This is a genomic window from Opitutus sp. sgz309028 (assembly GCF_059821195.1).
Map to the genome: position 1 here is coordinate 1,003,149 of NZ_JCAMRR010000002.1, position 25,528 is coordinate 1,028,676.

General features: G+C 66.0%; 24 protein-coding genes and 1 tRNA gene. 11 read left to right on the plus strand and 14 right to left on the minus strand.

What is annotated here, in order from left to right:
- Nucleotides 1-70 precede the first annotated feature (70 nt).
- The 8 genes from AC6RV7_RS09915 to AC6RV7_RS09950 all read left to right on the plus strand — a co-directional run bounded on the left by AC6RV7_RS09915 (nt 71) and on the right by AC6RV7_RS09950 (nt 8,443).
- The gene (locus AC6RV7_RS09915) at nt 71-1,390 is read left to right on the plus strand and encodes a putative porin (protein WP_500093810.1); all 1,320 of its coding nucleotides are present in this window, start codon (nt 71-73) and stop codon (nt 1,388-1,390) included.
- Between the two features lie 25 nt (nt 1,391-1,415).
- Entirely contained in the window at nt 1,416-2,222 is an 807-nt protein-coding gene (locus tag AC6RV7_RS09920; RefSeq protein WP_500093811.1) for a phosphate ABC transporter substrate-binding protein, read from the plus strand.
- An 86-nt stretch (nt 2,223-2,308) separates the two neighbouring features.
- Nucleotides 2,309-3,916, plus strand: coding sequence for a phosphate ABC transporter permease subunit PstC (gene pstC, locus AC6RV7_RS09925; protein ID WP_500093812.1), 1,608 nt, complete (start codon nt 2,309-2,311; stop codon nt 3,914-3,916).
- A gap of 3 nt (nt 3,917-3,919) precedes the next feature.
- Entirely contained in the window at nt 3,920-4,975 is a 1,056-nt protein-coding gene (gene pstA / locus AC6RV7_RS09930) for a phosphate ABC transporter permease PstA (RefSeq protein WP_500093813.1), read from the plus strand.
- Nucleotides 4,969-5,841, plus strand: coding sequence for a phosphate ABC transporter ATP-binding protein PstB (pstB, locus tag AC6RV7_RS09935; protein WP_500093814.1), 873 nt, complete (start codon nt 4,969-4,971; stop codon nt 5,839-5,841). The genes pstA and pstB overlap by 7 nt, the downstream gene beginning before the upstream one ends.
- 50 nt (nt 5,842-5,891) lie before the next feature.
- Nucleotides 5,892-6,557 (plus strand): phosphate signaling complex protein PhoU, encoded by a 666-nt coding sequence (gene phoU / locus AC6RV7_RS09940; protein WP_500093815.1) that lies wholly within the window; start codon nt 5,892-5,894, stop codon nt 6,555-6,557.
- Nucleotides 6,547-7,233 carry a response regulator gene (locus AC6RV7_RS09945; protein WP_500093816.1) on the plus strand — a complete coding sequence of 229 codons (687 nt, stop codon included), beginning with the start codon at nt 6,547-6,549 and terminating at the stop codon, nt 7,231-7,233. The genes phoU and AC6RV7_RS09945 overlap by 11 nt, the downstream gene beginning before the upstream one ends.
- 37 nt (nt 7,234-7,270) lie before the next feature.
- Nucleotides 7,271-8,443 carry a sensor histidine kinase gene (locus AC6RV7_RS09950; RefSeq protein ID WP_500093817.1) on the plus strand — a complete coding sequence of 391 codons (1,173 nt, stop codon included), beginning with the start codon at nt 7,271-7,273 and terminating at the stop codon, nt 8,441-8,443.
- 13 nt (nt 8,444-8,456) lie between these two features.
- Here AC6RV7_RS09950 and AC6RV7_RS09955 read toward each other — a convergent pair whose 3' ends face one another.
- The 3 genes from AC6RV7_RS09955 to AC6RV7_RS09965 all read right to left on the minus strand — a co-directional run bounded on the left by AC6RV7_RS09955 (nt 8,457) and on the right by AC6RV7_RS09965 (nt 11,096).
- Nucleotides 8,457-9,518: an inorganic phosphate transporter gene (locus AC6RV7_RS09955; protein ID WP_500093818.1), complete on the minus strand. Its 1,062-nt coding sequence runs from the start codon at nt 9,516-9,518 to the stop codon at nt 8,457-8,459.
- 67 nt (nt 9,519-9,585) lie between these two features.
- On the minus strand, nt 9,586-10,224 hold the full coding sequence (locus AC6RV7_RS09960) for a DUF47 domain-containing protein (RefSeq protein ID WP_500093819.1): 639 nt from the start codon (nt 10,222-10,224) through the stop codon (nt 9,586-9,588).
- Nucleotides 10,225-10,307: 83 nt separating this feature from the next.
- Nucleotides 10,308-11,096 carry an ElyC/SanA/YdcF family protein gene (locus tag AC6RV7_RS09965; protein ID WP_500093820.1) on the minus strand — a complete coding sequence of 263 codons (789 nt, stop codon included), beginning with the start codon at nt 11,094-11,096 and terminating at the stop codon, nt 10,308-10,310.
- A gap of 170 nt (nt 11,097-11,266) precedes the next feature.
- Between AC6RV7_RS09965 and AC6RV7_RS09970 the strand changes: the two genes are divergently transcribed.
- A complete protein-coding gene (locus tag AC6RV7_RS09970; protein ID WP_500093821.1) occupies nt 11,267-12,214 on the plus strand; it encodes a chorismate transformation FkbO/Hyg5 family protein in 948 nt (315 codons plus the stop codon).
- Between the two features lie 4 nt (nt 12,215-12,218).
- On the opposite strand, the gene AC6RV7_RS09975 is transcribed toward AC6RV7_RS09970, so the two are convergent.
- From AC6RV7_RS09975 to AC6RV7_RS10015, 9 genes are read right to left on the minus strand one after another with little or no spacing between them, the layout of a single operon-like run.
- Nucleotides 12,219-13,601, minus strand: a complete 1,383-nt coding sequence (locus tag AC6RV7_RS09975; protein ID WP_500093822.1) for a class I adenylate-forming enzyme family protein — start codon at nt 13,599-13,601, stop codon at nt 12,219-12,221.
- Nucleotides 13,598-15,880: an MMPL family transporter gene (locus AC6RV7_RS09980; protein ID WP_500093823.1), complete on the minus strand. Its 2,283-nt coding sequence runs from the start codon at nt 15,878-15,880 to the stop codon at nt 13,598-13,600. The genes AC6RV7_RS09975 and AC6RV7_RS09980 overlap by 4 nt, the downstream gene beginning before the upstream one ends.
- A gap of 2 nt (nt 15,881-15,882) precedes the next feature.
- The gene (locus tag AC6RV7_RS09985) at nt 15,883-16,509 is read right to left on the minus strand and encodes an outer membrane lipoprotein carrier protein LolA (protein ID WP_500093824.1); all 627 of its coding nucleotides are present in this window, start codon (nt 16,507-16,509) and stop codon (nt 15,883-15,885) included.
- Nucleotides 16,506-17,273 (minus strand): glycosyltransferase family 2 protein, encoded by a 768-nt coding sequence (locus AC6RV7_RS09990; RefSeq protein ID WP_500093825.1) that lies wholly within the window; start codon nt 17,271-17,273, stop codon nt 16,506-16,508. The genes AC6RV7_RS09985 and AC6RV7_RS09990 overlap by 4 nt, the downstream gene beginning before the upstream one ends.
- Before the next feature lie 5 nt (nt 17,274-17,278).
- Complete coding sequence (locus AC6RV7_RS09995) at nt 17,279-18,238, minus strand: hypothetical protein (RefSeq protein WP_500093826.1); 960 nt, start codon at nt 18,236-18,238, stop codon at nt 17,279-17,281.
- Complete coding sequence (locus AC6RV7_RS10000) at nt 18,229-18,882, minus strand: hypothetical protein (protein ID WP_500093827.1); 654 nt, start codon at nt 18,880-18,882, stop codon at nt 18,229-18,231. Before AC6RV7_RS10000 ends, AC6RV7_RS09995 begins: the two co-directional genes overlap by 10 nt.
- Entirely contained in the window at nt 18,875-20,002 is a 1,128-nt protein-coding gene (locus tag AC6RV7_RS10005; protein ID WP_500093828.1) for a beta-ketoacyl-[acyl-carrier-protein] synthase family protein, read from the minus strand. Before AC6RV7_RS10005 ends, AC6RV7_RS10000 begins: the two co-directional genes overlap by 8 nt.
- 20 nt (nt 20,003-20,022) lie before the next feature.
- Nucleotides 20,023-20,298: a phosphopantetheine-binding protein gene (locus AC6RV7_RS10010; RefSeq protein WP_500093829.1), complete on the minus strand. Its 276-nt coding sequence runs from the start codon at nt 20,296-20,298 to the stop codon at nt 20,023-20,025.
- 21 nt (nt 20,299-20,319) lie between these two features.
- The gene (locus AC6RV7_RS10015; protein WP_500093830.1) at nt 20,320-21,048 is read right to left on the minus strand and encodes a class I SAM-dependent methyltransferase; all 729 of its coding nucleotides are present in this window, start codon (nt 21,046-21,048) and stop codon (nt 20,320-20,322) included.
- 177 nt (nt 21,049-21,225) lie between these two features.
- On the opposite strand from AC6RV7_RS10015, the gene AC6RV7_RS10020 reads away from it, so the two are divergent.
- Nucleotides 21,226-21,302: transfer RNA gene (locus AC6RV7_RS10020), tRNA-His, on the plus strand.
- Nucleotides 21,303-21,387: 85 nt separating this feature from the next.
- Entirely contained in the window at nt 21,388-22,263 is an 876-nt protein-coding gene (locus AC6RV7_RS10025) for an alpha/beta hydrolase family protein (RefSeq protein WP_500093831.1), read from the plus strand.
- On the opposite strand, the gene AC6RV7_RS10030 is transcribed toward AC6RV7_RS10025, so the two are convergent.
- Both AC6RV7_RS10030 and AC6RV7_RS10035 read right to left on the minus strand, forming a co-directional pair.
- Nucleotides 22,250-24,619, minus strand: a complete 2,370-nt coding sequence (locus tag AC6RV7_RS10030; protein WP_500093832.1) for a beta-galactosidase — start codon at nt 24,617-24,619, stop codon at nt 22,250-22,252. The two genes, AC6RV7_RS10025 and AC6RV7_RS10030, sit on opposite strands and share 14 nt — an antisense overlap.
- Nucleotides 24,620-24,851: 232 nt before the next feature.
- Nucleotides 24,852-25,526, minus strand: a complete 675-nt coding sequence (locus AC6RV7_RS10035) for a response regulator (protein WP_500093833.1) — start codon at nt 25,524-25,526, stop codon at nt 24,852-24,854.
- Between the last annotated feature and the right edge of the window lie 2 nt (nt 25,527-25,528).

Consider the following 25,528-nt stretch of genomic DNA (forward strand, 5'->3'; position numbering starts at 1 on the left):
ACGGCCGCCACGGAACCGTAACAATCGCCCGGCATAGTGGTGACGTTTCCAAAAACTGAAAACACCTACCATGCCGAAATTATCCACCAAATGGCTCGCGTTGATCGCCGGCGCAGCGCTTGTCACGGGCGCCGTTCAGGCGCAGGACAGCGGACCGCTCCTCAATCTGCTCGTCGCGAAAGGGATCATCACCGACCAGGAAGCCGAAGACCTTCGCGCCGAGTTGGTGAAGGACTACACCGCGAACACGTCCTCCGGTAAGCTCAACCTGAACAGCTCGCTGAGCGAGTTTAAGCTCTCCGGCGATGTCCGCCTCCGCCACCAGATGGAAACCCAGGCGCCCGAGACCGCGACGGGCCGCCCGACCGTGTCGAACGAACGCACCCGCGAGCGCTTCCGCTTCCGCTTCAATGGCGACGCCGTTTTGCAAAAGGGCTGGTCCGGCGGCTTCGCGTTCGAAACGGCCTCGGCCGCCGATTCCGGCAACCAGACGTTTCAGGACGGCAACAACGATTACAGCCTCTATCTCGCCCGCGCCTACATCGGCTGGCAGGCAAGCCCGAATCTCTCGTTCGCCGGCGGCAAAATCAAAAATCCGTTCTACACCACCGACTTGGTGTGGGACAGCGACATCAACCCGCAGGGGGTGAACGAAAACTACAAATGGTTCGTCGGCGCGAAGGACACCTTCGAGCTCCGCGCGATGCAGCTGATCATGGACGACCGCCCGGAGACGGCGTTCGGCCCCGCCGGCCGCGACGCGTGGCTCTTCGCCCAGCAGGCGGTCTACACGCACTGGTTCGGCCGCGACGAGATCGGCAATCAGGTCAACAGTCTCGTCCTCGCCCCCGGCTTCATGAAATACAACGCGTCCACGCTGGACGGCCTCGACAACGAGACGCCCTTCAACGGCAGCACGCAGGGCCTTGCGGTCATCACCTTCGCCGGCGAAGTCAACTGGCTCAACGTGGCCGGCAGCGGCACGGCCGTGAAGTTGTATTGGGATTCCGGTTACAACCTCGAATCGAAGTCGCGCCTGCGCGCCTACGGGCTCAACCCGAACGTCTGGGACGACGACCCGTTCGCCTGGCTCGTCGGCGTGGGCTATGGCTACGGTTCCGGCAAGACGCAGGGTGACTACGGCGTGAAAGTCGATTACCGTTCCATCGGCCTGGGCTCGCTGGATCCCAATCTCACCGATTCCGACTTCGCCTTCGGCCGCCTCAACCAGCAGGGCTGGAAAGCCGCCTTCAGCTATAACCTCACCGATTTCGCGAACTTGAACCTGGCCTATTTCTACACCCAGGCGATCCAGGACAAGCTCGTCACCCCCGTCGCTAATCTCGACCACTCGCAGACCCTGCAGGTGGATCTGATCCTCAAGTTCTAAGTCAGGCAATCCAACCGTTCTCCTCATGAAAAACATTCTTCTCTTCGCGGCCGCCCTGGTGGCCCTGCCGCTCGCGCAAGCCCAGAAGCTCGTGATCAAAGGTTCCGACACGCTCGGCGCGAAGCTCGTCCCGCAACTCGCCGAGGAATACAAGGCCCGCCACCCCGGCGTCTCGTTCGAGATCGCTGCGGAAGGCTCCACGACCGGCATCGCCGCGATCATCGACGGCACCGCGCAGATCGGCATGGCCTCGCGCCGCGCGAAGCCGACCGAGATGTCCGCTGCGCAGGCCAAGGGCGTTTCCATGAAGCCCACGATCGTCGCCTACGACGGCATCGCGGTGATCGTGAACGCCGGCAATCCCCTCGCGAGTCTGACCAAGCGCCAGATCGAGCAGATCTTCACCGGCGACGTCACCGACTGGTCCGCGGTCGGCGGCAAGCCCGGCCGGATTTCGGTCTACACCCGCAACACGTCGTCCGGCACGTATTCGGATTGGAAGGACCTCGCCATGAAGAAGCGCGACTACGCGTCGTCGTCCCAGAAAATGGCCGGCAACGAGCAGATCGCGGCCGAAGTGGCGAAGAACCCGAACGGCATCGGCTATGTCGGCATCGCCTACATCCACGCCGACGGCATCAAGGTGGTCCCGATCGATGGCAGCACGCCCGACAAGGCGTCGGTGCTTTCCAAGAAATATCCCTACGCGCGTCCGACGTTCTACTACACGAACGGCGAGCCGACGGGCGAGGCTGCGAAGTTCATCGAGTTCACGCTGAGCGCGGACGGCCAGCGCATCGCGGAACGCGTTGGCTTCGTGCCGCTGCGCTGAAACGCGGCGCTCGCGCGGAACGTTTGCAAAGCAAAAGGCCCGCTTGACGCCGGTTGAGCGGGCCTTCGTTTACTGACACCAGGATTATGGCTTCATCGAATTCCAGCACCGCGGGTCCGGGTAGCTTTACGATTGCACGCCGTCGCGTTCGGTTTCTGGGCCTGAGCATCGACGACTGCATCCGCTACTTCTTCGGCGGAAACGCCTTTGTCGCCGTCATCGTGCTGGGCCTGATCACGATCTTTCTGTTTCGCGAAGGCGCCGGCTTTTTCGCGCAGAACCGCGACAACCTCTCCGTCTATCGCCGGGCGGGACTCGAGTTCGTCGACATCATGCGGCGCGTCGAGACCGAGCACACGGACATGACGCGCGACCTGTTCGCGCTGCGGCAGCGGACGCTGACCTATTATTTGGAAAAGGAAAAACTGCCGCTCGCCGAAGCGAATGCGCGCCTCGCCGCGTTCGACGATTATTCGGGACGGTTCTCGGATTCGATCGAAGGGTTGCGCGGTTTCATCTCCGATCTCAGCGACGCGGCGAGCGCGACCAAGACGAAGTTCATCGTTTCGCAGGATCAGCTCGAAGAGCGCAACCAGCTGCTCGCGGAAGGAAAGACGGCGGAAGCGGCCGCGGTGAAGATCGACGAGGTCAATTTCGACGAGGAGATCCGGACGCTCACGGGCACGCTGCCCCTCTACAAGGAAACGAGTCGCGAGTTCGCTCGCGAGACCCAGGCGGTGCTCGATCATCCGCCGCAGCTGCCCACGCCGGAATTGACCGCGCGACTCGAGCGTTTCCAGGGCGACGCGCGGTCGTTTCTCGGCACGTTGCCGGGCGTCGAACAGGAGCTGGAATCGTGGGACTGGCGCCGGCCCGTGCCGCTGTGGCGCACGGTCACCTCCTTCGTTTTTGGGACGCGCTGGCTGACCGCGAGCTTCTGGCAGGACTGGTATGGCGTGATCCCGCTGTTCACTGGATCGCTGCTGGTCTCCGCCATCGCCCTCGCCATTGCCGTGCCGTTCGGCATTGCGGCGGCGATCTACGTCAACCAGCTCGCATCGCCGGCCGAGCAACGCCTGATCAAGCCCTGCATCGAGTTCATCTCGGCGTTTCCGTCGGTCGTGCTCGGTTTCTTCGGCATCATCTTTCTCGGCGAACACCTCCGCCAGTTGTCGAACGCCTCGTGGCTGTCGTGGGTGCCGGGATTTCCTTTCTCGGAGCGGTTGAACGCGTTGACGGCCGGCTGCCTGCTCGCGCTGCTCGCGGTCCCGACGATCTTCACGCTGGCGGAGGATGCATTGAACAACATCCCGCGTTCGTTTCGCGAGGCCTCGCTCGCGCTGGGCGCCACCAAACTGCAGACGATCGTGAAGATCACCGTGCCCGCGGCCTTGTCCGGCATGGTCTCCGCGGTGCTGCTCGGTTTCGGTCGCGTGATCGGCGAGACGATGGTCGTGCTGCTTTGTGCGGGCAATCGCATCGCGATTCCCGATTTCACCGAGGGCCTCGCGGTGATCACGCAGCCGGTCCACACCATGACCGGCATCATCGCGCAGGAGATGGGCGAGGTCGTCCGCGGCAGCATTCACTATCGCGCGCTGTTCGTGGTCGGCATGGCACTGTTCTTCCTTTCGCTGCTGATCAACTTCTTCGCGCAGAAAATCGTGCGGCGCTACCGTCTTTCGATTGGTTGAATCATGACCTCTTCGTCCATGACCGAAACCCTCCCAAATCCCTATGCTGCCCGCGCCGGTGCGCACCACTTCTGGGAGGGCGTGGTGCGCTGGATCTTCCGGCTGGGGACGTATGCGATCCTCGCGAGTGGGGGAGCGGTGCTGCTGAACATAGTCGTCAAGGGCCTGCCCGCGCTGGTCACGACCGACGCGCCGTTCATCAACACCTCCTTCCTGTTCGACGCGCCGGAGTCGCTTTACGTCTTCGAGTATCAGGGGCAGCATTACGAGCTCGGCGACCGGGCGTTTCGAGAGTTTCGCGCCGCGCACGGCAATCCTTCGATCGACGCCGAGAGCTACGTTTATTCCGCGGGCGGCATCTTCCCCTGTATCGTCGGCACCGTGCTGCTGGTGGTGGGATCGATGACGATCGCATTGCTCGTCGGCGTGAGCGCCGCGGTCTATCTCAACGAATACGCGAAGGACAGCCGTCGGATCCGCTTCGTGCGCCTGGCGATCGTCAACCTCGCCGGGGTGCCGTCGATCGTGTTCGGCCTGTTCGGCTTCGGCATGTTCGTGATCTTCCTCGGCTGGAACGTCTCGCTGCTCGCCGGCTGGTTCACGCTCGCGTTCATGGTCCTGCCGGTGGTGATCACCGCGAGCGAGGAATCGCTGAAGTCGGTGCCGAAGGGATTTCGCGAGGGCTCGCTGGCGCTGGGCGCCACGCGGTGGCAGACGATCCGGAAGAACGTCCTGCCGTATGCGCTGCCGGGCATCCTGACGTCCTCGATTCTCGGCATCGCGCGGGTCGCGGGCGAGACGGCGCCGATCATGTTCACGGCCGCGTATGTCGTGCGCGACAAGCTGCCTTGGGAGGTTTCGCAATGGGGCGATTTCTTTTTCCAAGGCGTGATGGCGCTGCCTTACCACATCTACGTCGTCAGCTCGAAAATCCCGCAGAACGACTACACCGAGCGCGTCCAATACGGCACGGCGCTCGTGTTCATGCTGGTCGTGGCCGGCGTCGCCGCCGGTTCGATTGTCCTGCGCAACAAACTTCGCAATCGCTACAAATGGTGAACGCCATGACGCTCATGGAACCTTCCGCCTTCCGTTCCGCCTCGTCCGCGGCCCCCAACGCTTCCGCTCCCGTGAATTCCTCTCCGGCACCGGCCTCCACGACCGCTCACAAACCGATCATCGACATCCAGAACGTCGACTTCCGCTACGGCGCGCACCAGGCCCTGCACGGGATCTCGCTGCAGATCCAGGAGAAAAAAGTCACCGCGTTCATCGGCCCCTCCGGCTGCGGCAAGTCCACGCTCCTCCGCTGCCTGAACCGGATGAACGACCTGATCGACGAGGCGCGCGTCACCGCCGGCACGATCAAGATCCGCGGCGTCGATATCAACGGCCCGCAGGTCGACCCGATCGAGCTGCGCAAACGCGTCGGCATGGTGTTTCAGAAATCGAATCCGTTTCCCAAAACCATTTACGAGAACATCGCCTACGGCCTGCGCCTCCAAGGCGTGAACGACAAAAGCCGCCTCGACGAAACCGTCGAGAAATCCCTCCGTGGCGCCGCGCTCTGGGACGAGGTCAAGGATCGCCTGCACACGAGCGGTCTCGGTCTCTCTGGCGGCCAGCAGCAGCGGCTTTGCATCGCGCGCGCGATCGCGGTCGAACCCGAGGTGATCCTGATGGACGAGCCGTGTTCGGCGCTCGATCCGCTCGCGACGGCCAAGATCGAGGAGCTGATCCAAGACCTGCGTGCGCGTTACACCATCGTGATCGTCACCCACAACATGCAGCAGGCCGCGCGCTGCTCCGATCAGACGGCGTTTTTCTATCTCGGGAAACTCGTCGAGATGGGCCAGACCCGCGAACTCTTCATGAACCCCGCCAACCCGCAGACGGAAGCCTACGTTTCCGGCCGCTTCGGCTGAGCCGCGAACTCCGTTCCCCGGTCTTCGAACTCCGATTCCGCTTCGCCAACATGACCCACTTCACGGAAGAAATGAGCAAACTGAAGGAGAGCCTCCTTGCGATGGCGAGCCACGCCGAGTCGTCGGTCGCCCGCGCCATGCGATCCCTGGTGGAGCGCGACGACGCGCTCGCGCAACAGGTCATCGATGACGACAACATCCTCGATCAGTTCGAGGTCGAGGTCGACGACATCGCGATCCATCTCCTCGCCAAGGCGCCGCTCGCGACCGAGCTGCGCCTCATCACCGTGGCGATGAAAATCTCCCAAAACCTCGAGCGGGTCGGCGACGAGGCGGTCTCGATCGCGCGCCGCGCGATGGATCTGAACCGCGAGCCGCAGCTCAAGCCGTATGTCGACCTGCCGCGCATGGCGACGATGTCGCTCGAGATGCTCCGCGACGCGCTCACCTCCTTCGTCGAGCGCAAACCCGAGCGCGCCCGCTCTGTCGTTCCGCGCGACCAGGAGGTCGACGACATCAACCGGCAGCTCTACCGCGAGCTGTCGAGCTTCATGATCGAGCGGCCGCAGACCATCTCGCGCTGCCTCGCGCTCATGGCCGTGTCGAAACGGCTCGAGCGCATCGCCGACCACGCGACCAACATCGCCGAGGAGGTGGTTTACCTCTACGAGGCGCGCGACATCCGCCACACCGGACGAAAGAACGATGAAACCTAAAATCCTGGTCGTTGACGACGAGCCGGACGCGCTCGAAGTGCTCGGATTCAAGCTGCGCGAAGCGGGCTTCACGCCGATCTTTGCGGCTGACGGCGGAAAGGCTCTCGCCGCCGTCCGGGCCGACCGGCCGGATCTCATCGTGCTGGATCTGATGTTGCCCGAGATCGACGGATTGGAGGTCTGCAAGATCCTCCGCCGCGATCCGACGACGGTGTCGATTCCGATCCTGATGCTCACCGCGAAGGCGGCCGAGATGGACCGCGTCATCGGCCTGGAATTGGGCGCCGACGATTACGTGACGAAGCCTTACAGCCCGCGCGAATTGGTTTTGCGGATACGAAAACTGCTCAAGCGGATGGAAGCGGCCGAGGAGGCGGGCGAGCACTTCCGGATCGGGCCGCTCGAAATGGACATCCCGCGGCATGAGGCCCGCGTCGACAGCAAGCCCGTCGCGCTGACCGCCACCGAGTTCAACCTGCTCGCGCTGCTCGCCCAGCGCCGCGGCCGGGTGCAGACGCGCGAGCGTCTGCTGCAGGACGTCTGGGGCTACGAGACCGCGATCGACACCCGCACGGTCGACACGCACATGCGCCGGTTGCGCGAGAAGGTGGGACCGGTCGCCGATTATTTGGAAACGATCCGCGGCGTCGGCTACCGTTTCAAGGCGGAGGGCTGAGCCGCGCGATTGCCCCGCAACCCCACCGTCGCAGCTCATGACTTTCGCGCTTGTCTTGCTCGCCTGTCTCCTGGCGGGCGCCTGTTTCGGCTGGTGGCGCGAGCGCACGCGCCGCCGGGCCCTGCGCGCGAGCCACGCCCGCGAGCTGGCGCAGGTGCAGTCGGCGCACGACGCCGCGGTGCGCGAGCACGCGCAACGCATGCAGGCGGTGCTCGACAGCATGGTCGAAGGCATCGTGGTGCTCGATCGGCAGAACCGCGTGACGATCGCCAACCGCGCCGCGGCGATGCTCTTCGGCTTCACGGAAAGCGTCGCCGGCCGGGCATTGATCGAGGCGGTGCGACATCACGAGGTGCTCGCGGTGGCCGACCGGCTGGCCAGCGAGAACGCCATCCTCGGCCACGAGCTGCGCCTCGAGGGCACGACGTCGCAGTTTCTGCAGGTCAACGCCGTCGCGTTGCGCGGACCGGATGGGACCGTCGACGGCGCCGTGCTGGTGTTTCACGACGTGACGCGCGTGCGTCAGCTCGAAGGCGTGCGCCAGGAGTTCGTCGCCAACGTCAGCCACGAGCTGCGCACGCCGCTCTCGTTGATCAAGGGCGCGACCGAGACGCTGATCGACGGCGGAAAATCGGATCCCGTGGCGCTGGAGCGCCTGCTCAGCATCATCGACCGCCATGCCAACCGGCTCACGCTGCTGATCGACGACCTGCTCTTGCTGGCGAAACTGGATTCAGGTCGCGTGATCCTGAATCTGCAACCGTCGCCGTTGCGCCTCGCCGTGCAGGAGGTGGTCGAGGACCTCGCGCCGCGCGCGCTCACGCGCGAAATCACGCTCGAAAACAAGTTGCCGAGCGGACTGATCGCAAAGGCCGATCCGGATCGGCTGCGGCAGGTGCTCTGGAACCTGATCGACAACGCGATCAAATATGGCCGCCCGGCCGGTGCCGTCACGATCACCGGTCGCGTGGTCGACGAGAAGAGCGTCGAGATCTGCGTGCGGGACGACGGCCCGGGCATTCCGGCCGAAGCGCGCGCGCGGGTGTTCGAACGTTTTTACCGCGCCGACAAGGCCCGCTCGCGCGAGCAGGGCGGCACCGGTCTGGGACTCGCGATCGTGAAGCACGTCGTGCAGGCGCACGGCGGCGAGGTTCGCGTCGAAAGCGAAGTGGGGCAGGGTGCGGCGTTCTGTTTCACCCTGCCGCGATAAAGCCCCGCGCGGCTCAGACGCCGAAGAGATGGAGCAACTCGACCATCCCGTAGCCGAGAGCGCCGGTGATGGGCAGCGTGAGCACCCAGGCCCACAGGATACGTCCGACGACGCCCCATTTCACGGCACTCAGGCGCTTCGTCGCGCCAACGCCCATGATGGAGGTCGCGATGACGTGCGTGGTGGAAACCGGCACGCCCATCGTCGACGCTCCGTGAATGACGAGGGCGGCGGACGTTTCGGCGGCGAAGCCGTGCACCGGCTGCAGCTTCACCATCTTGTGGCCCATCGTGCGAATGATGCGCCAGCCGCCGGCCGCCGTGCCCGCCGCCATCGTCAGGGCGCACGTGATCATCACCCAGCGATGCACCTCAAAGGCCGGCGTGTAGAGGAAGTGCAGCGCGGCCGGCAACTGGTCGAACGCGCCGGATTGCGTGCCGGTGAACAACGCGAGCGCGATGATGCCCATCGTTTTCTGCGCGTCGTTCGAACCGTGGCTGTAGCCCATGAAACCGGCGCTCACGAGCTGCGCCTTGCCGAACACCGCGCGCACAAAGCGGGGCGTGGCTTTGCGCAGCACCGCGAGGAGCACGAGCATCAGAATCACCCCGAGTAGAAAACCGATCAGTGGCGAGGTGATCATCGGCAGCACGATCTTCGGCCAGAGTCCGGCGTCCGCGCCTTTCGCGTCGACGAAGTGCCACTTGAGCACGTCCCAGGTGTTGGCCGTTCCCAGCGCCGCGCCGCAAAGTCCGCCCACGAGCGCATGGCTCGAACTCGACGGGAGCCCGAGCCACCACGTGAAAAGACCCCATACGATCGCGCTCAACAGCGCGGCCAGCACGGTGGCCATGGTGACAAACTGGGTGTCGACGAGTCCCTTGCCGATGGTGCTCGCGACGGCCGTGCCCATCAGCGCGCCGATGAGATTCCAACCCGCGGCCCACAGGACCGCCATGCGGGGGGAAAGCACCTTGGTGGAGACAACCGTGGCGATCGCGTTCGCGGTGTCGTGAAAGCCGTTGATGTATTCGAAAATCAGCGCGGCGAGCAGAACGAGCAGGAAGAGAGTCATGAGGCTTGAGGAGAGTCGTGACCTGCGGGTCGGCGGCGGGGTGATTTCCGTCTCGCCGCGGCCGAAATCACGAATGCTTCAGGACGATCTGGACAACGATGTTGCCGGCGTTGCGACAGCGGTCGACCGCCTGCTCGACCATTTCGTAGAGCTCTTGCAGGATCACCAGCTCCTTCGCGTCGAATGGCCCGTGATACAGCTCCTTCAGCAGGCTCAACATCACCTTGTCCGCTTCGCCTTCGGCGTATTGCAGCCGGTCGTTGGCCTCGCGGATCTTCTCGATATTCGTCCCGTGCCGCAGTGCCTTGACCATGAACACGACCGCCTCGGACGCGAGATTCAGCAGCTCGGCCTGACGCTGGAACGCCGCATGCGGCACGCGCCCGGGATAAATCGAAAGGCGCTCGACGATTTTCTCGATCGCCTTGGGAATGCGATAGAGCGCAAACGACAGCGCCTCGATGTCCTCGCGCTCGAGCGGCGTCACAAACGTCTTGCTCAGCTCCTCGGTCATCTCGTGCCGGATGCGCTTTTCCTTCCGGCGGGTCTGCACGAAGTCGTCGAGATTGGCCGGCGGGCCGCCCGCGCTGAGCTTTTGGAGGTAACGCGAAAGCAGATTCACACTGGTCTTCGCTTCCTCGGCGCCTGCTTCCAGCAGGTCGAAGAACTTGTCCTCTTTCCCAAACAGCTTCTTGAGCGACAACATGGTGCCGCCTGAGTAGCTGCGATCATGACGATTGCGAAACAAATTTCCCGGCGCGCCGGAAGAATTAGCTCCGCGCCAATCGCCTAAATTTTTCCGCGCAGCCGCGCCCACGCATAGCCGAGCCGCTCGTAAACCGCCCACGTGCTGCGTCCGAGCGATTCAAGATCCCACGTCGCATCGCTGATCGTGAACGTCTCCGACGGACGGGCGGAAAAATCCGCCGGACACGGCAGCGGCGCGAGGCCGGCCTTGCGCATCAACGCAGTCGCCCGCCGCAAATGCCAGGCCGAGGTCACCAGCGCGAAACGCTCCGAGCCCACGAGCTTCGCGAGTTCGCGCGCCTCCTCCTCCGTGTCGCGCGGCGAGTCGAGGACCACGAGGCGGCGGCGTTCCACCCCGAGCGACGCGGCGGCCTCCGCCAGGACGGCCGCGTGGCTCGGCTGGCCCGGGGCGCCGCGGCCCGACGTGACCAATCGGGCCTCCGGCAGCACCCGCAGCAGCCGGATCCCTTCCATCAACCGGCCCTGCGCCGACGTGCTGAGCTTGTTCACCGCCGAAAGTCCCGGCGTATCGCCGTGCCCGCCGCCCAGCACTACGACATAGCGACAGGCCGCAAGCTCGGACGGAACGCTCGCCGTGTCCGCCAACTCCGGGATCGGCGCGTAGACCGTTTCGAGCGGCCGGATCAGCGCCGTGCTGACGACTTTATTGCTGAATATCAGTAGCAACAACGTCGCCGTTCCGATGAGCCAGCGGCCGAGTCGCGCGCGCCGAGTGCTCAGCAACAGACAAAACCCAATCACCAGCAGCGTGAGGCAGAGCGGCAGCGGCATCAGCCAGAACGAGACGAATTTTTTCAGCAGAAAACCCACGGGCGCAGTGGAAGGGAAATGCCCGGCGCGGAGCAAGGTTCGTCCGCGCGGCCCGTTCGGGCTCGGGAAACACCTGCGTGCTTTGGCGGATATCGCGGTCGGGGGAACAATGGCCGCGCGCGACGGACGATGCCGCCAGCCGGCGCGAGCCGCGCGCCTCTTCCACGACCATGTCGTTTGCCGCCGCCCTGAAAGTCCGCACCTCGTTCGAAATTGAATTTGACCGCGCCGGCCCCGCGTTCTGTTCGGACCTGGTGGAGCCCGCGCTCCACCTGCCGGTGCCCTGGCTGGGAGGACATCCCGTGGAGCAGATTTTCGCCGCCGCCGAGCCGGAGCGGACCGCGGCCGGTTTTGTGCTGCGCCGCGCCGGCAGCCTCCTGCTGGGCTGCACCGTGCAACCCGTGGGCGCTTCCCTGCAGGCCGCGACGGGTGAACTTTACCGCCGGCTCCTCGGCGTCGTCGCGGGACGGCCCCTGTATCGCGTTTGGAACTACGTCCCTGCGATCAACGAGGTGGCGGACGGAATGGAAAACTACCGCGCGTTTTGCGCCGGCCGCGCCGAGGCCTTCGAGTCGGCGCTGGGTGCCGGCTACCGCTGCCGTTTGCCCGCGGCGTCCGCCGTCGGCTGCAGCGGCGATGCGCTCGCGGCGGTTTTCGTCGCGGGCGAAACCGCGCCGCATCACGTGGAGAATCCGCTCCAAGTGCCCGCTTATGACTATCCGCCGGAACACGGCCCGCGCGCGCCGAGCTTTGCGCGCGCGACCGTGGCGGGCGACCGCGGGCGGACGCTCGTGTTCGTCTCCGGCACCGCCGCGATTCGCGGACATCGCACCGTCGCGCCCGGGCGGCTGCTGCCGCAGCTCACCTGCACGCTTGAAAACCTGCGCCGTATCGGCCGCGAAGCGGGTGTGGGCGACCAGCTCGGCGCCGGCGGCTTCGAGCGCCATTTCAAAATCTACGTCCGCCGCGCGGAAGATTATGCCGTGGTGAGGAGCTGCGTGGAGCGCGCGCTGCTCGAACCCGGCGACCGCGCCATCTACCTGCGCGCCGACATCTGCCGCGCCGATCTCGAACTCGAAATCGAAGCCACCCTCCTCGCGCATCCCACCCCAAACTAGAGTGTCATATAATGTATGACACTTTCTCCGTCGTCGGGGCGGAGGAGGGCGGGTGGGAGAGCCAGCGTTTCAGGCGGGCGGTGTCGGTTTTTCCGCGTGGAGTAACGGGGAACTCGGGAATGACCCGGAAGATCCGGGGAATTTTCCAACGGGGAAGTCGCCCAGCCAAGGCGGTGCGCAGCGCGGGACCGTCGGTTTCGCCGGCGACAGCCGCGGCCAGCGCGTCGACGCGACCGGCGAGCGGCATGACATACGCGTCGCGCACGCCGGCGAGCTGCTTGAGAGCGTTTTCGATTTCGCCCAGATCGACGCGGCGACCGGCGATTTTGACCGCGCGGCCGGTGCGCGCGAGCCACCGCAATTCGCCGTTATCCGTGAAAAGCGCGCGGTCCGCGGGACGGAAGGAGCCGAGTCCGTCGCGCACCCGGCGGTTGCCAATCGTGAACACCGCCGCGCTGGTCACGCGAAAACGGCCGCCGGGCTCCGGTGCACAAGTGACGCCCTGGAGCGGTATGCCGACGCTTCGGCCCGACAGCGCTGCCTCGCCGGTCACGTCGTAGGCGATGCCGCCGGTTTCGCTCGAACCGTAGAAGTTGTGAATGCGCCGGCCGAATCGCCGCAAAAACGCGCCGGCGATTTCCGGCGACAGAGGCGCGCCGGCCGAGATGACGGTGCGGAGGCTTTGCAGCTGCGAGGCTTCGATCTCCGCGGCGGCGAGCGCACGCAGGATCGCGGGCACGGCGGGAAACACCGTGGGGCGATGCTGCGCGATCTCCGCCGCGACGATCTGGGGCAGCGCGGAGGAGCCGCAGACCACCGCCGTGCCCTGCGCGAGCAGCGGCACGACGAGATTGCCGAGGCCGTAGGAGTGGCCGAACGGAATCAGCGCGTAGTTGAAATCTGAGGACGCGATGCGCATCGAGGCGCACACGTTGCGTCCGTCCGCAAGCATCTGCGCATCGGTGAACGGCAGCGCGCGCGGTTTTCCAGTGCTGCCGGAGGTGAGCTTGATCAGCCGGCGGGCGTCGCGACCGGCCCGCATGCGCGCGAGCTTCGTCAGCGTTTCGTCGGCGACGGCGAATGCCGCGCCTAACGCGGACGCGATCGCCGCCCGTGCGACCGCCGGCTCGCCGGGATCGAGCGGCACGACGATGGCGTGGTGCCGGAGCAGCGCCAGCAGTTGCACAAACCAGTCCGGCCGGTTGGGCGCGGCGAGCAGGCAAACGCGTCGCGCGAGGGCGTCTGGCCACGCGTCGGCGAGTTTCATGGCCCGTGCGTGCAATTCGCGCCGGCTCCAGGTTTCTCCGGTCGCAGCGTCGATCAGGGCCGGAGCGTTTGGTGCCGCGGCGAGCGTTTTTTCCCAGGCGGAAAACAGCGTCGGGTTCATGGCGTGCGACGGGAACAGGCGTCGAGTTCGATGACCGCCAGGGCGACGATCACGATGCCCGAAACGGTGAGACCCAGCGCGTGGATCACCGGAATCTGGCTGAAACTCAGCACGCCGAATGAGGCGACGGTGGTCAGGGCCGAGAGCCGCACGGCGGCCGGGCGGCCATTCTCGGCGGTGAAGATCGCGTAATCGTGCGCGAGACACACGCCCAGGAACGCGCCGAGCAGATGGAACAAGTTGACGGTCTGACCGAAGGCGCCGAACAGCCCGAACGTGATCAGGCACGCGGCGGCCGGCACTCCGGCGATCCGAACCGCCCGCCGGGAACGATACAGCACGGTCAGGATGCCGATCAGCACCAGCACGCCCCAGAGGCTCAGTTGCAGCGCGGCCCGGCGGTAGCGGGAGAAGAGCTCGTTCAAGGACTCGAGTTGATGCACCGGAAACGTCGCGAGCTCACGGGGGATCGCGTCATTGCGCCCGTCGACCGCGGTGAGAAACCACGCCGGACTTCCGTCGGCATGCATCAGCTGTCGGAGCGGACCCTGCAGATGCGCGTCGATGCCAGCGTAGAGTTCGTCATAGGCCGGGAGCGGCGTCCGTTCCGCCGCCTGCCAGTCTGAAAAGAATCCCGCGAACGCGTTGCTCTCGAATCCGTGTTCCTCCAACGCGGCGCGAAACGCCGTCGGGAAATCCGCGAGTCCGGCGCGTTGCGCGGGAAACGCGCTCCATTCGGCTGCCGTCGGGAAAAGTTCGCCCAGGCTGGCGACGCCGATGTCCGGGGCCTGCGCGCGGAGGTGATCGAGGAACACGGCCAGGTTCTGCCGCGCCTCCGCCAAAGTGTCACCGAATGTCAAATACAGCGTTCGCTGCGCGCTTTCGCCGAACAACGTGCGCACGCGCCGGTCATCGGCCCGCAGCGCCGGCGCCGGGATCTCGAGCTCGCGAATGTCGTCCCTCCACTGCAGCCGGCCGGCAAAAACCGTGGCGAGCAGCACAATCGCGCCGCCGGCGATCAGCGCGGGCCGCCGCGGCAGCCGGAGCGGAGTGCGACCGGCGGCCAGGCGGCGTTCCTCCAACGGCTCCCGGAGTTGCAGGGCGTAGAGCAGCGCTCCTGCGAGGGCGGCCACGAGGCCGCCGACGACAAACACGCCCGTTTGCCGGAGCAGGGGCAGATCGGAAACCGTGAGCAGTGAGAAGCCGAGGACCGTCGTGAGGCAGCTGGCGAGCAGCGGACGGATGACGCGACGAACTTTCTCCATCCCCGCAGCCGGCTCGAGAAACAGGTAGAAACCGTAGTCGATCGCGACGCCGCACAGCAACGCGCCGATCACGAGCACCAGCACGTGGACTTCCGAAAACACCAGCGTGACACTGGTCCACGCGCCCAGGAGCGAAAGGGCGATGACCGGCACGAGGTGCAGCGCCCGCCACGGCCGCCGCAGCAACAGCAGGGTGATGCCAAGCACGGCGACGACCGAGGCTGCATTCAGGAATGCAACCTCTTTTTGGATACGCTCGCGGCTCGCGGCGGCCAGGCGGTTGACTCCGGTCCAGAGGACCTCGATTTCCGGGGCCGATTTCCGAACCTCGGAGGTGGCCATCGCGATGGCGGAAAAAACCGGCTCCTGCCCTCCGGCGCTCAGGGGAGATTCGGCGAGGCGCGCCCAAACCCGTGCGACCGGCATGCCGGCGGTCGCATCTGGGAGGTGAATCCCTTTCTGAAGGAACGGCGCCGTCAGCAGTAGCGGATCGCGCAGCGCGAGGGTTTGCAGGGATGCGGCCTCGGGCCGGACGAGAAATGCGTCGAGGTCGGCGGCGGCGTTTTGGGCAAGCCAGGTGACGAACGGGATTCCTGGAGTGGTCGCAGCGTAACGTCGTTGTCGCTCCGCGAGCCAGGCGGGCAGAAGCAGATGGTGGCGCTCGGCGAAAACTGTTTGACCGAGTTCGGTGATCGCGGCGTCGGAGTCGAGTTCGACGACCTCGGCGAACGCGGGGTTTTGGCGCAGGGCGCCGACGAAGGCGGCGACCACGGGCGCGGGCGGCGGCGAGTTTCCCGGCTGCCGCAAGGCGATCAACACCACGCGGGCCTGCACGTCGGTCGCGAGTTGTCGCACGAGCCGCAGTTCCGGCGCGTGTTCGTCTTTCGGCAGCAGCGCGAGGACGTCGGTCGAGATCCGGCCGACGCGGGCGAAATGCACCAGCCAGGCGGCGCCAGCGGCGAAGAGGGCGACGAGTCCCAGGCGGGCCAGCAGCCTTTGACGCGCGGGCGACACGGTCAGCGGAAATAGCGCGCGAGTTCCGCGGCGGCGAACGGTTGTCCGGTGCGCACGGCTGTGATCGAAATCCGGATACGCGGACCGCGCTCCGGCGAGAGCACGATCTCGTCGATCTGTGCCCGGTGGCCGCGCAACAGGATGGCCCCGGTCGCCTCCGCGGCGGCCCCATCGAGCGGTTTCAAGGCGAGCATCCACCGCTCGCCGTCGCGATCGCCGGCCAGCTCGAAGTTTCTGGCGAGCGTCGTTACGTCGAATTGCAGCAACTCGCCGAGATGAGCCACGGTTGCTGGCGTGCGGCGGGCCGGGAGTGCTCGGTCGCGGCCGCGTTCGTCACGCATCAACACGCCGGCGTCGTCGATGATCACCGTTTGGCGATTGGGCTCGGTGTAGGTGAGGCTCACGCCGTGGCCGGGCATCAGCCTTAATTCGCCTTGAAGGACGACGGGCTGCTTCTTGAAGGCGAACGACCTTTCCTCCTCGAAGGTCGCGAATCGCGGGATGGGCGCGGACAACGCGTCGAACAACGACTGCCATTCGGGCGGGAACGGGGGCGCGAGCGGCGCGGCGGCCACTTGAAGCGCGAGCGTCGCAGCGAGGAGAAACAGCCAGCGCCGGAGCGAATTCATCGCACGACGAGTTGTTGACGCGCACGCAGCACCTGCGTCCAGCGCCACAGCGCGAGTTGCGGCACCAGCCGCAGGTGCAGCCACAGCATCTTGAGATTATCGCGAACGTAATGGTAATGCGAAACGCCGCCGTCGGCTTTCGTGAGATACCGACAAGGCGCCGGGAGATTGAGCGTGGGCACGCCGTTCCACACCATGCGCACGGCGACTTCCGGATCGAAATCGAAACCGCGGGCGAAGCGGGTGGATTCGAGTGCGCGCCAAAGTTCCGCCGTGGGATAAACGCGAAAACCAAAAAGCGGATCGTCGATGCCGCGGCCGAGGATCTCGAGTCGGGCGAAACCGACGCTGATCTTGCGGCCGTAAAGTCGTTCCAGCGGCGCCTCGGGCCCGAAGACGGGCCGGCCAAGAATCAGCGCGGACGGATGCTCCATCGACGCGCGCATGAATGGCGCGATCCGCGACGCGGTATGTTGTCCGTCCGAGTCCATTGTGAGCACGTGGGTGAAACCGGCGGCGAGCGCGGCGCGAACGCCGTCCGCCACCGCAGCGCCCTTGCCGCCGTTGGTCTCGCGGATGATCACGCGAAGACGCGAATCCCGCGCCGCCATCGCCTGCACGGCGGCCTCGCTACCGTCGGTGCTGCCGTCGACGATCACCCAGACCGGACTCCAGTGCCGCAGGGCCTCGGCCACGGTCGATGCGAGGCGCCGGCCGGCGTTGTAGGTCGGGATGAGGACGAGATGCGTGGAGGAGGACGTCATGGTGGTCAGGCGCGGGCGGCGAGGGCGGCGAGCGTTTCGCTGGCAGGGGCGGTCGCGCTATCGCTCGGAAGCGCCGGGCTGAGCGGAATGAAGTTGAACCACTGATACGGCTCGGCGCGGAGCAGCGCTTCGAGTTCGTCGAGGACCTGTTGAAAATGCCGGCGGGCGCGGGCGAGGTTGACGGACTTCGCTTCGCGCGGATCTGGTTGGAAAACGGGCGAGGCGTAGAGGCGCGAGCGGTCCGGCCCGGAGGGAAGGCTGAGGCTGAAAACCACCGGGAGGTCGAACACCAGCGCGAGGTGATAGATCGTGAACGGCATCAACCGGGTCGCGCCGAGAAAACGAAACGGCTCGAGTTTCGAACTGTATTCCACGCGATCGCACATCATGGCGATCGTGCCGCCCCGCTGGGCGGTGTCCTTGAGGACGAAGAGCAGGTTGTCCTTCTGGTTCACCCAGACGTAGGTCACCCACTCGCCGAACGTCTCCGCGAGGTGACGCGTGTCGTGCGAGTTGTCGACCCGCAGCCGGATCATGTGCACGCGGCGGCGATAGGTCCCGACGAGGAAGCCGAGCAGGTCGGAGGTGCCGACGTGAAACGTGCCGAGCAGCGCGGGCTGGCCGGAGCGCATCAAGGTGCTGAACGACTCGAACCCCGGCTGCGGTTCGCAGGCGTGGCTGCCCGTCTCCGCCGCGCGAATACGCGCCATCATCATCTGGGTGTAGGCAAAGAAATGCCGCCATACGTCGCGCCAGCCCGGGCGCCGCGGGAGGATCGCAGCGAGATAATCGCGCGAGTAGCGGCGCTGCTTCGGCATGGCCAGCACGGCGACCCACGTTCCGGCGGCAAGGCCCACCCAGGCGAGCGGCGCGGGCATGAATCGGTCGAACCGGCGCAGAAAACCGTAGCCCCAGTTTGGGCCGGGGTTGCGCGGGAGGGACGAGTGCGAGCCGTTTAGCGCCATGTGAGGGTGAGCCGCAGCCCCGGCGCCACGTCGCGGAAAAGCGGCGAGCGCTGGTGCAGGGCGTTGAAGAATTCCGGCAGCGCGAGTTCGCCGGTCGCGGAGTCGGTGGACTCGAGACGAAGGTGTCCGACGGCGCCGGCTGGATCGCCGCTCAGCGCGAACGCAAAGGCAAAGGCGTGCGGGCTGGCGGCGTTCTGTTCGGCGAGCCAGGTGCCGTGTTCTTCGCCGCCGCAGACGATGACGCGTGGTGCCGCGGCGAGCGCCGCGGACTGGAGGGCGTGCGCGACGAGTTGGTTGCGCCCGGTGTGCGGGAAGAATTCGCGGACCGGTTGTTGCCGCGCGATGAGCACCTGTTGAATCGCGCTCGGGTGAATCGAGGTTTGGAAGAGCGTGGGACTCGGCGTCGGAAAACTGGCGAGATAATCTTCGAGCGCGCGGGTTTCGGCGTAAGTGGACGCGTAGACGATCGCGTCGTCCTCGCCGGTCGCGAGGTCGCTCAGCACGCCGCCGAGCAGCAGGCCCAGCTGCGTCATCCGCCGGGTGGACCCGCGCGGGAACGCCCCGGCAAGGCGCTCGCGCGTGGCCGCGATGGACTCGTCGGCTGGAGCGTCGGTGCGAACGGCGTGCAGGTGGCGTTCAATCATGGCTGAGGAAACAGGCGGCGTGCGCACCGCCGAACGCGTTGCTGGTGAGCAACACGCCATCGTAATCGCGGCTCGGGAAGGGTTCCGCGGCGACCGCGTCGGAGAAAAACGGCGGCTCCGTGCCAACCGTGCCGGGCACGATGCCGGCGCGGAGCGCTTCCACGACGATCGCGAGCTCGACGAGCCCGCAGCTGCCGAGGGTGTGACCGAGGCTGCCTTTCCAGGCCACGAGGGGCGCGGACGGAAACAGACGCGCGAGCGTCGCCGCCTCGAGCCGTCCGGCTTCGAGCGTGCCCGTGCCGTGGCCCTTGATCCAGAAGCGGCGCCCGGCGAGCGTCGTTTGCACGGGCGCGAGGCAGGCAGCGAAACCTGCGCCGTCGCTGCGGTTCGCCGTGAAATGGTGCATCTCGTTGTGCAGCGTCTGGGCGGTCAGGCGTAACGCCGGACGCGCACCGCCCGCAGCCGGCGCGAGCACGGCAAACGCGGCGCCGTCGCCAAGTCCGATCGAGCCGGTGGTGCCGGCGGCGGAATACGGTGCAGGCAGACCGGCGTTCAGGATTTTCAGCGCGTGGAAACCGCCGGCCACGAATGGCGAAACGAAATCGAAGCTGAACACGAGCGCGCGCGTGGCGAGTCCGCGCTCGAGCGCGCGGGTGGCGAGCAGGAGTCCAAGGTGCGCGGATACACAGGCGTGCGAGACGACGGCGACATTCGGGCCCCAGCCGAAACGTTCGCGCAGTACCTCGACGGTGGCGAAAGGCGTGCCGTAATGCAGGTGACGCGCGTCGCCGGTGCGCCGAAACGCGTGGAGGCTCCCGACGCCGAAATTGCTGCTCGTGACGAAGACGGGGAAACGCGCCGTGCCCCATGGATCGTCGGGCAACCGTGCGGCGAGCCCGGCGAGCGGTTCGAGCCAGCTGGGCGGCACCGTCTCGTCGTAAGCGTGGCCGGCGGCGAGAGCGAGCGGCACGGGATCGCCGCCGTCACGGCCGAGGACCGGATGAAACGCGAGGGCGCGTCGCGATTCGAGGAGCGCGCGATGTGTCTGCCGCGCGTCGCCGAAGGCGGTGAGGCAATCGGTCGCGGCGAGCGAAATGGAAGACGGAAGCGGGGCGTTCACGGCGGCCGGGGCGCCGCGAATCACGCGGGCAGTCGGTTGGCGGGGGAGCGGGCGCGAATGAAGTCCGCGAGCTGGGCGACACTGCCGAGCGCGGCGCGGGATTCCTCGCTGCTGCTGATCTTGATCCCGAATTCCTTTTCGAGGGAGACGACGAGTTCGAGGGCGTCGATCGAATCGAGATTAAGGCCGGATCCGATCAGCGGCTCGTCGTCACGAATGTCCTCCGGCTGCAGATCGTGCAGCTTCAGCGTGTCGACAATCAGGTGTTTGAGCCGGGAGCGGAGCGGATCGGACATGGAGCGAAGCGGGACGAGGGTTCAGGATTTGACGGCGGAATATTCGCTGAAAAGGCCGAGCATCGGTTTGCGTTCCACCCGCGCGAAACCGGCGGCGCGCAGCGCGGCGAGCACCGCCTCGGGGCGCACGCAGGCGTCCATCGTTTCCCAGAAATAAACCATCATGTCGCGGGCGTCGCGGCTGCGCGTGAAGACCTGCGTGAGCGACGGGTAGATGCGGCCAAAATAAAGTTTGAACAGCGACGCACCGGCGCGGCCTGAAGGTTTCGTGACTTCGAGGATGAGCAGCTTGCCGCCCGGACGGAGCACGCGGTGAAACTCGCCGAACGCCTCGTCCAACGTGGTGACGTGCCGCAGCGCATAGCCCATGGTGAGGAAATCGAAGGAGTTGTCGGGAAACGGCAGTGCTTCGGCGCGACCGACCACGAAGCGGGCGGAAAGTTTTTTCTGGGCGACGGCGAGCATGCCTTCGCTCGGGTCGAGGCAGGTGATGGTGTCCGCGGAGCCGAGGATTTTCTGAGCGGCGGTCGCGACGAGGCCGGTGCCGCAGGCGACGTCGAGCAGTTGATGCCCCGGCCGCAGGCCGTGACGCTGCAGCGCCCAGCGCCGATAAAAGGAGCCGCTGCGCAGAAAGCCCCAGTCGACAACGCCATCGTAGTATTTTGCACCGGAATCGAAGAGCCGGTTGACGAAGGCAGGCTTGGCCTCGGTCGACGTGTAATGCGGTTGCAGCGGCGGATGGGGAAGCATGCGTGGCGGCGCCGATGGGGAGCGGCACCGTGCAGGCCAGACAGCCGCGCGGCGAAGTGGTTGCGAGCGTCAGGGAAAACACCTGCGGGCGGCGGCGAAGAAGAGTTTGAAACGCGCTGGAAACCGGGATTGACAGCCGGGAGGTGGACCGCGAAGTTTCGCGTCCCTGTTTTCACGGCGGCCATAGCTCAGTTGGTTAGAGCACAAGATTGTGGATCTTGGGGTCGCGGGTTCAAATCCCGTTGGCCGCCCCATTTTTGAAGTGAGGCGATCGTGCGCGACGCCACTTCCGCGCTGGAAAACGCAGCGCGCTTACGGTCGGATGGCGGACGAAATTTCATGCATTCCGGCCTCCTGCATCTGCGGATTTGCGATCCCGTCTTCGGCGGCGAGTTTCCTGCGATTGTCCAGTATCCGACGCCACAGCCCGCGACGGGCGTCGCGATCGGTCCCTTCGCGTGGGACGCGACGCTCGATGCGCCGATCGCCGCGGGACGTTTTCCGGTCTGCGTCATCGCGCACGGATCCGGTGGATCGCATCTGCTTTACCGGACGATCGCGACGTATCTGGCGGGTGCCGGCTGGATCGTGGTGTGCCCGGAAGCGCCCCGCGACAATCGCAACGATCGCTCGCTCGCGCACAGGGATCAGGCGTTGACGAACCGCTGCGTGCATCTGACGGCGACGCTCGATGCGATTCTGGCCGATGCGCGCCTCGCGAACTCCGTCGACGCGAAACGCGTGGCTCTCATCGGTCATTCGCTGGGCGGTGCGGCGGCGCTCGCCTTAGCGGGCGGACAACCCTGGTCGCGCGCGGGAAGCCCCATCCCCGTGAAAGCCGACGCGCGCTTTCGCGCGGCCGTGTTGCTGGCTCCGGCGAGCGATTATTATCGCGCGCCGGGAGCGCTGGCGAAGGCTGCGATTCCGCTGCTCGTGCTCGCGGGCGAGAAGGACAACATTACGCCGGCCCGCGATATCGAAGCGGCGCTGCGTCCGCTTGCGACGGCGTCGCTAAAGAAGTTCGTCGTCGTTCCCGACGCCGGACACTTTTCGTTTCTCAGTCCGTTTCCCGCGTCGCTGCGTCGGCCCGATTTTCCCCCGGGCGAAGATCCGCCCGGATTCGATCGCGAGGCCTTTCACCGCGAGTTGCCGGTGACCATCGAGCGCTTCCTCGCCGAAGCGCTGGACGTTACTCCGGGCCTTACTCGCGGATGAGGTCGTCGGCGACGAAGACGCGGAAATCCGCGATGCGCCCGGTGACGTCGGCCGCGCCTTGACGCGGCACGTAGCGGAAGCCGCTGACGGTGCGCGGTTGACCGAGGTCGAGGATCAGCCGATGCGGGAAACCAGGTTGGGAGGCGCCCCATTCGGTGTGCCAGAAGTTGGCGGTCTGGCCGTCGATCGCGTTTTCCGCGGCACCGTCGGCGCGTTCGCGTTCCTCGCTGTCGACATACGCGATCGTCCAGCCCTCGGTGCTCAGCGGCTGGCCGGACTCGTCGAGCAAGGTGATCTCCGCGATGGACGCGAACGGTTTGCCGTCGTGGGCGTTGAGCGCTTCGAGGCAAAAATAGCGACCACGCGCCGGAGCGGACAAACGCACCTCCTGAAGATCGGATCCGGCCGCAAAACGACCGGTCTGCGCGGGCGCGCCGAAGTCGGAGCGCAACGTAACCTCGCGACGACGGCTGCGGGCGAAGTCGAGTTGCGGGCGCAGTTGGTCGAGGATCGGATGATCCAGCGCGGCGATCTCGGGTTTTTCAGGCCCGATCAAGTCGAGGATGACGATTTCGTTGTCGCCGGCTTTCAGCCACGGGCCCGGGACATACATCGTTTGCTGCGGGCCGATGTTCCAAAAGCGGCCGAGATGGTGGCCGTTGACCCAGGCGTAGCCTTTGCTCCACGGGCGCATGTCGAGGAAACAGTCGCCGGGCTGATCGACCTTCACCGTTGCGCGCCAGAATGCCGGCTGCGCGGCGTTCGTGGCGGGAGAGACCGCTTGGAAGTTCAACGCGCCGAGCATCGCGCCGTCGGCGGGCAGGCGGTAGATCTGCCAGTCGCGCAACTCGGTTTTCGGGCCGCCGGCGGCGGCGAGCGTCACCGGAGCATGGATACCTTTGCGGTCGTGGACCTCGACGCCGAAGTTCACGCGGCCCATGGCTTCGACGAGGACGTCGAGGGTCGCGGGTCGCGCGCGCGCCGGCAGCTCGACGCGATAATTGCGCGACCGGCGGTCGGTGAAACCGAGGCGGCGGCCGTCGAGAAACACCTGGCCGATATCGTGGATCGCCTTCGCCTCGAGCGTGGCGGCGGGACCGGCGGGGAGTGTCGTGCGATAGAGGATACAGCCGAAATCCTGGTCGTAGGCTTCCATGGTGCGCGGGCGCTCGTCGGTGAGCGGCGCCGGCAGATTCGCGAGCAACGGCGCGCTCTCCGTGGCGGCGACGGCGGGGATGGAGATGACGGGATTCGGCGCGGGCGGGTCGGGGACCGTTTCGCCGGGCAGGAGGTGTTGGGCGAAGAGCGCGCGAGTTTGCTCGAACTTCGGCGTGATCCAGCCGGCCTCGGTGATGGGCGCGTCGTAATCGTAGCTGGAGGTGTCGGGTTTGAACGGCCGGTCGGCGCCGGTGTAGAAGCCGAAGGTCGTGCCGCCGTGCGCCATGTAGATGCTGAACGACGCGCCATCCTCGAGCATGGCGCGGAGATCGGCGAGGTAGCGCTCGGTATTGCCGAGATGATGCGGCGCGCCCCAGGTGTCGAACCACCCCGGGTAAAACTCGCCGCACATGAGCGGACCGGTCGGCAGGATTTCGCGCAGCGCTGCGAAGGCGCCGCGCGGGTCGGTGCCGAAGTTCACGACGGGAAACAGATCGTCGCGGTAGCCGTCGCGCAGGTGCTGCTTGGGATTGCAGGCAAACAACGGCACGTCGAAACCGGCGTCGAGGAGCATGCCGCGGAGCTCGCCCATGTAGGCGGCGTCCTTGCCGTAGAAGCCGTATTCGTTTTCCACCTGCACCATGAGAATCGGGCCGCCGCGCGTGATCTGCAGCGGGGCGAGCTCGCGTCCGACTTCGCGCAGATAGCGGCCGGCGGCGGCGAGGAAACGCGGGTCGCGGCTGCGGAGCTGGATATCTTCGTTTTTGAGCAACCACCACGGGAGTCCGCCCATCTCCCATTCGGCGCAGGCGTAGGGACCGGGACGCAGGATCACCCACAGTCCTTCGGCCTGCGCCGCGCGGCAGAACTCCGCGGCGTCGGCGGCGCCGGACCAGTTGAACTCGCCGGGCCGCGGCTCGTGCAGATTCCAAAACAGGTAGGCGCAGACGGTGTTGAGGCCCATCGCCTTCACGAGCCGCAACCGGTGCCGCCAGTATTCGGGTGGCACGCGCGGCGCATGAATCTCGCCGCAACGAATCTGGAACGGCTGTCCGTCGAGGAGAAAGGCATCGGTGCCGATCTCGAAGCGATGCGGCGCGGGCGAAGCGGCGGCGGCAGGGACGGAGCTAGTTGCGACGGCGAACAGGGCCAACGCAGTGCAGAGAGTGGCGCGCGAAAGAAAGGAGTGACGTTTCACGGGAAGGAGGGTGGGGATGGCTACGGCAAAGGGGCCGGGAGCGGCGTGGCCGCGACGAGCAGGTTTGAAAAACGGCCGATTTCCGTTCTCCGCCAAAACGAAGGGGTGCAAAATCCGTGTCTCCGGCGCTCCTCGCCGCCATCCAGACTAGCAGGGCGGTGCGTTTTCTCGCATCACCCAATTGGGTGACATTTCGCTCGTGGGGCACGCGCGCGGACGAGATTAGCGAACGCTACTTGAGATGAACGATGCCGTGGCGAATCGCCTCGACGGCGGCCCCGGTGCGATCGCGCACACGGAGCTTGGCGAAGAGGGTTTTCAGATGCGATTTCACGGTGTCCTCGGAAATGCAGAGGCTGGAGGCGATTTCCTTGTTGCTGCGCCCCTTGATGAGCGATTCGAGGACGTCGCGTTCGCGCTCCGTCAATTGCTCGCGTTGCGAACGCTCGGTGAGACGCTCCGCGACCGGGCGCGGCAGGAGGGCGTCGCCGGCATGCACGCTGCGGATCGTGCTCGCGATCTCTTCGATCGGCATGTCCTTCAACAAATACGATTGCGCGCCCGACTGCATCGCGCGGTGGATATCCTCGTCGAGATCGTAAGTGGACAAAACGATCACGCGGGCGGCGGGAAATTTCTTGCGGATCGCGAGGATCGCCTCGACGCCGCCCATGCCCGGCATGCGCAGGTCCATCAGCACCACGTCGGGCTGGACGTCTTCATAGATCTCGATCGCCTCCTCGCCGTCGGAGGCCTCGGCGACGACGTCCATGCCGGGCTGGCTTTTGATCAGCGCGACGAGCCCCATGCGCATCGGCGGGTGATCGTCGACCACGAGGACGCGAATGATGTTTTCGTGATCGGGTTCTCCCATGCTCGGAGCGGTGAAGTCGGCGTGGGGCGTCATGG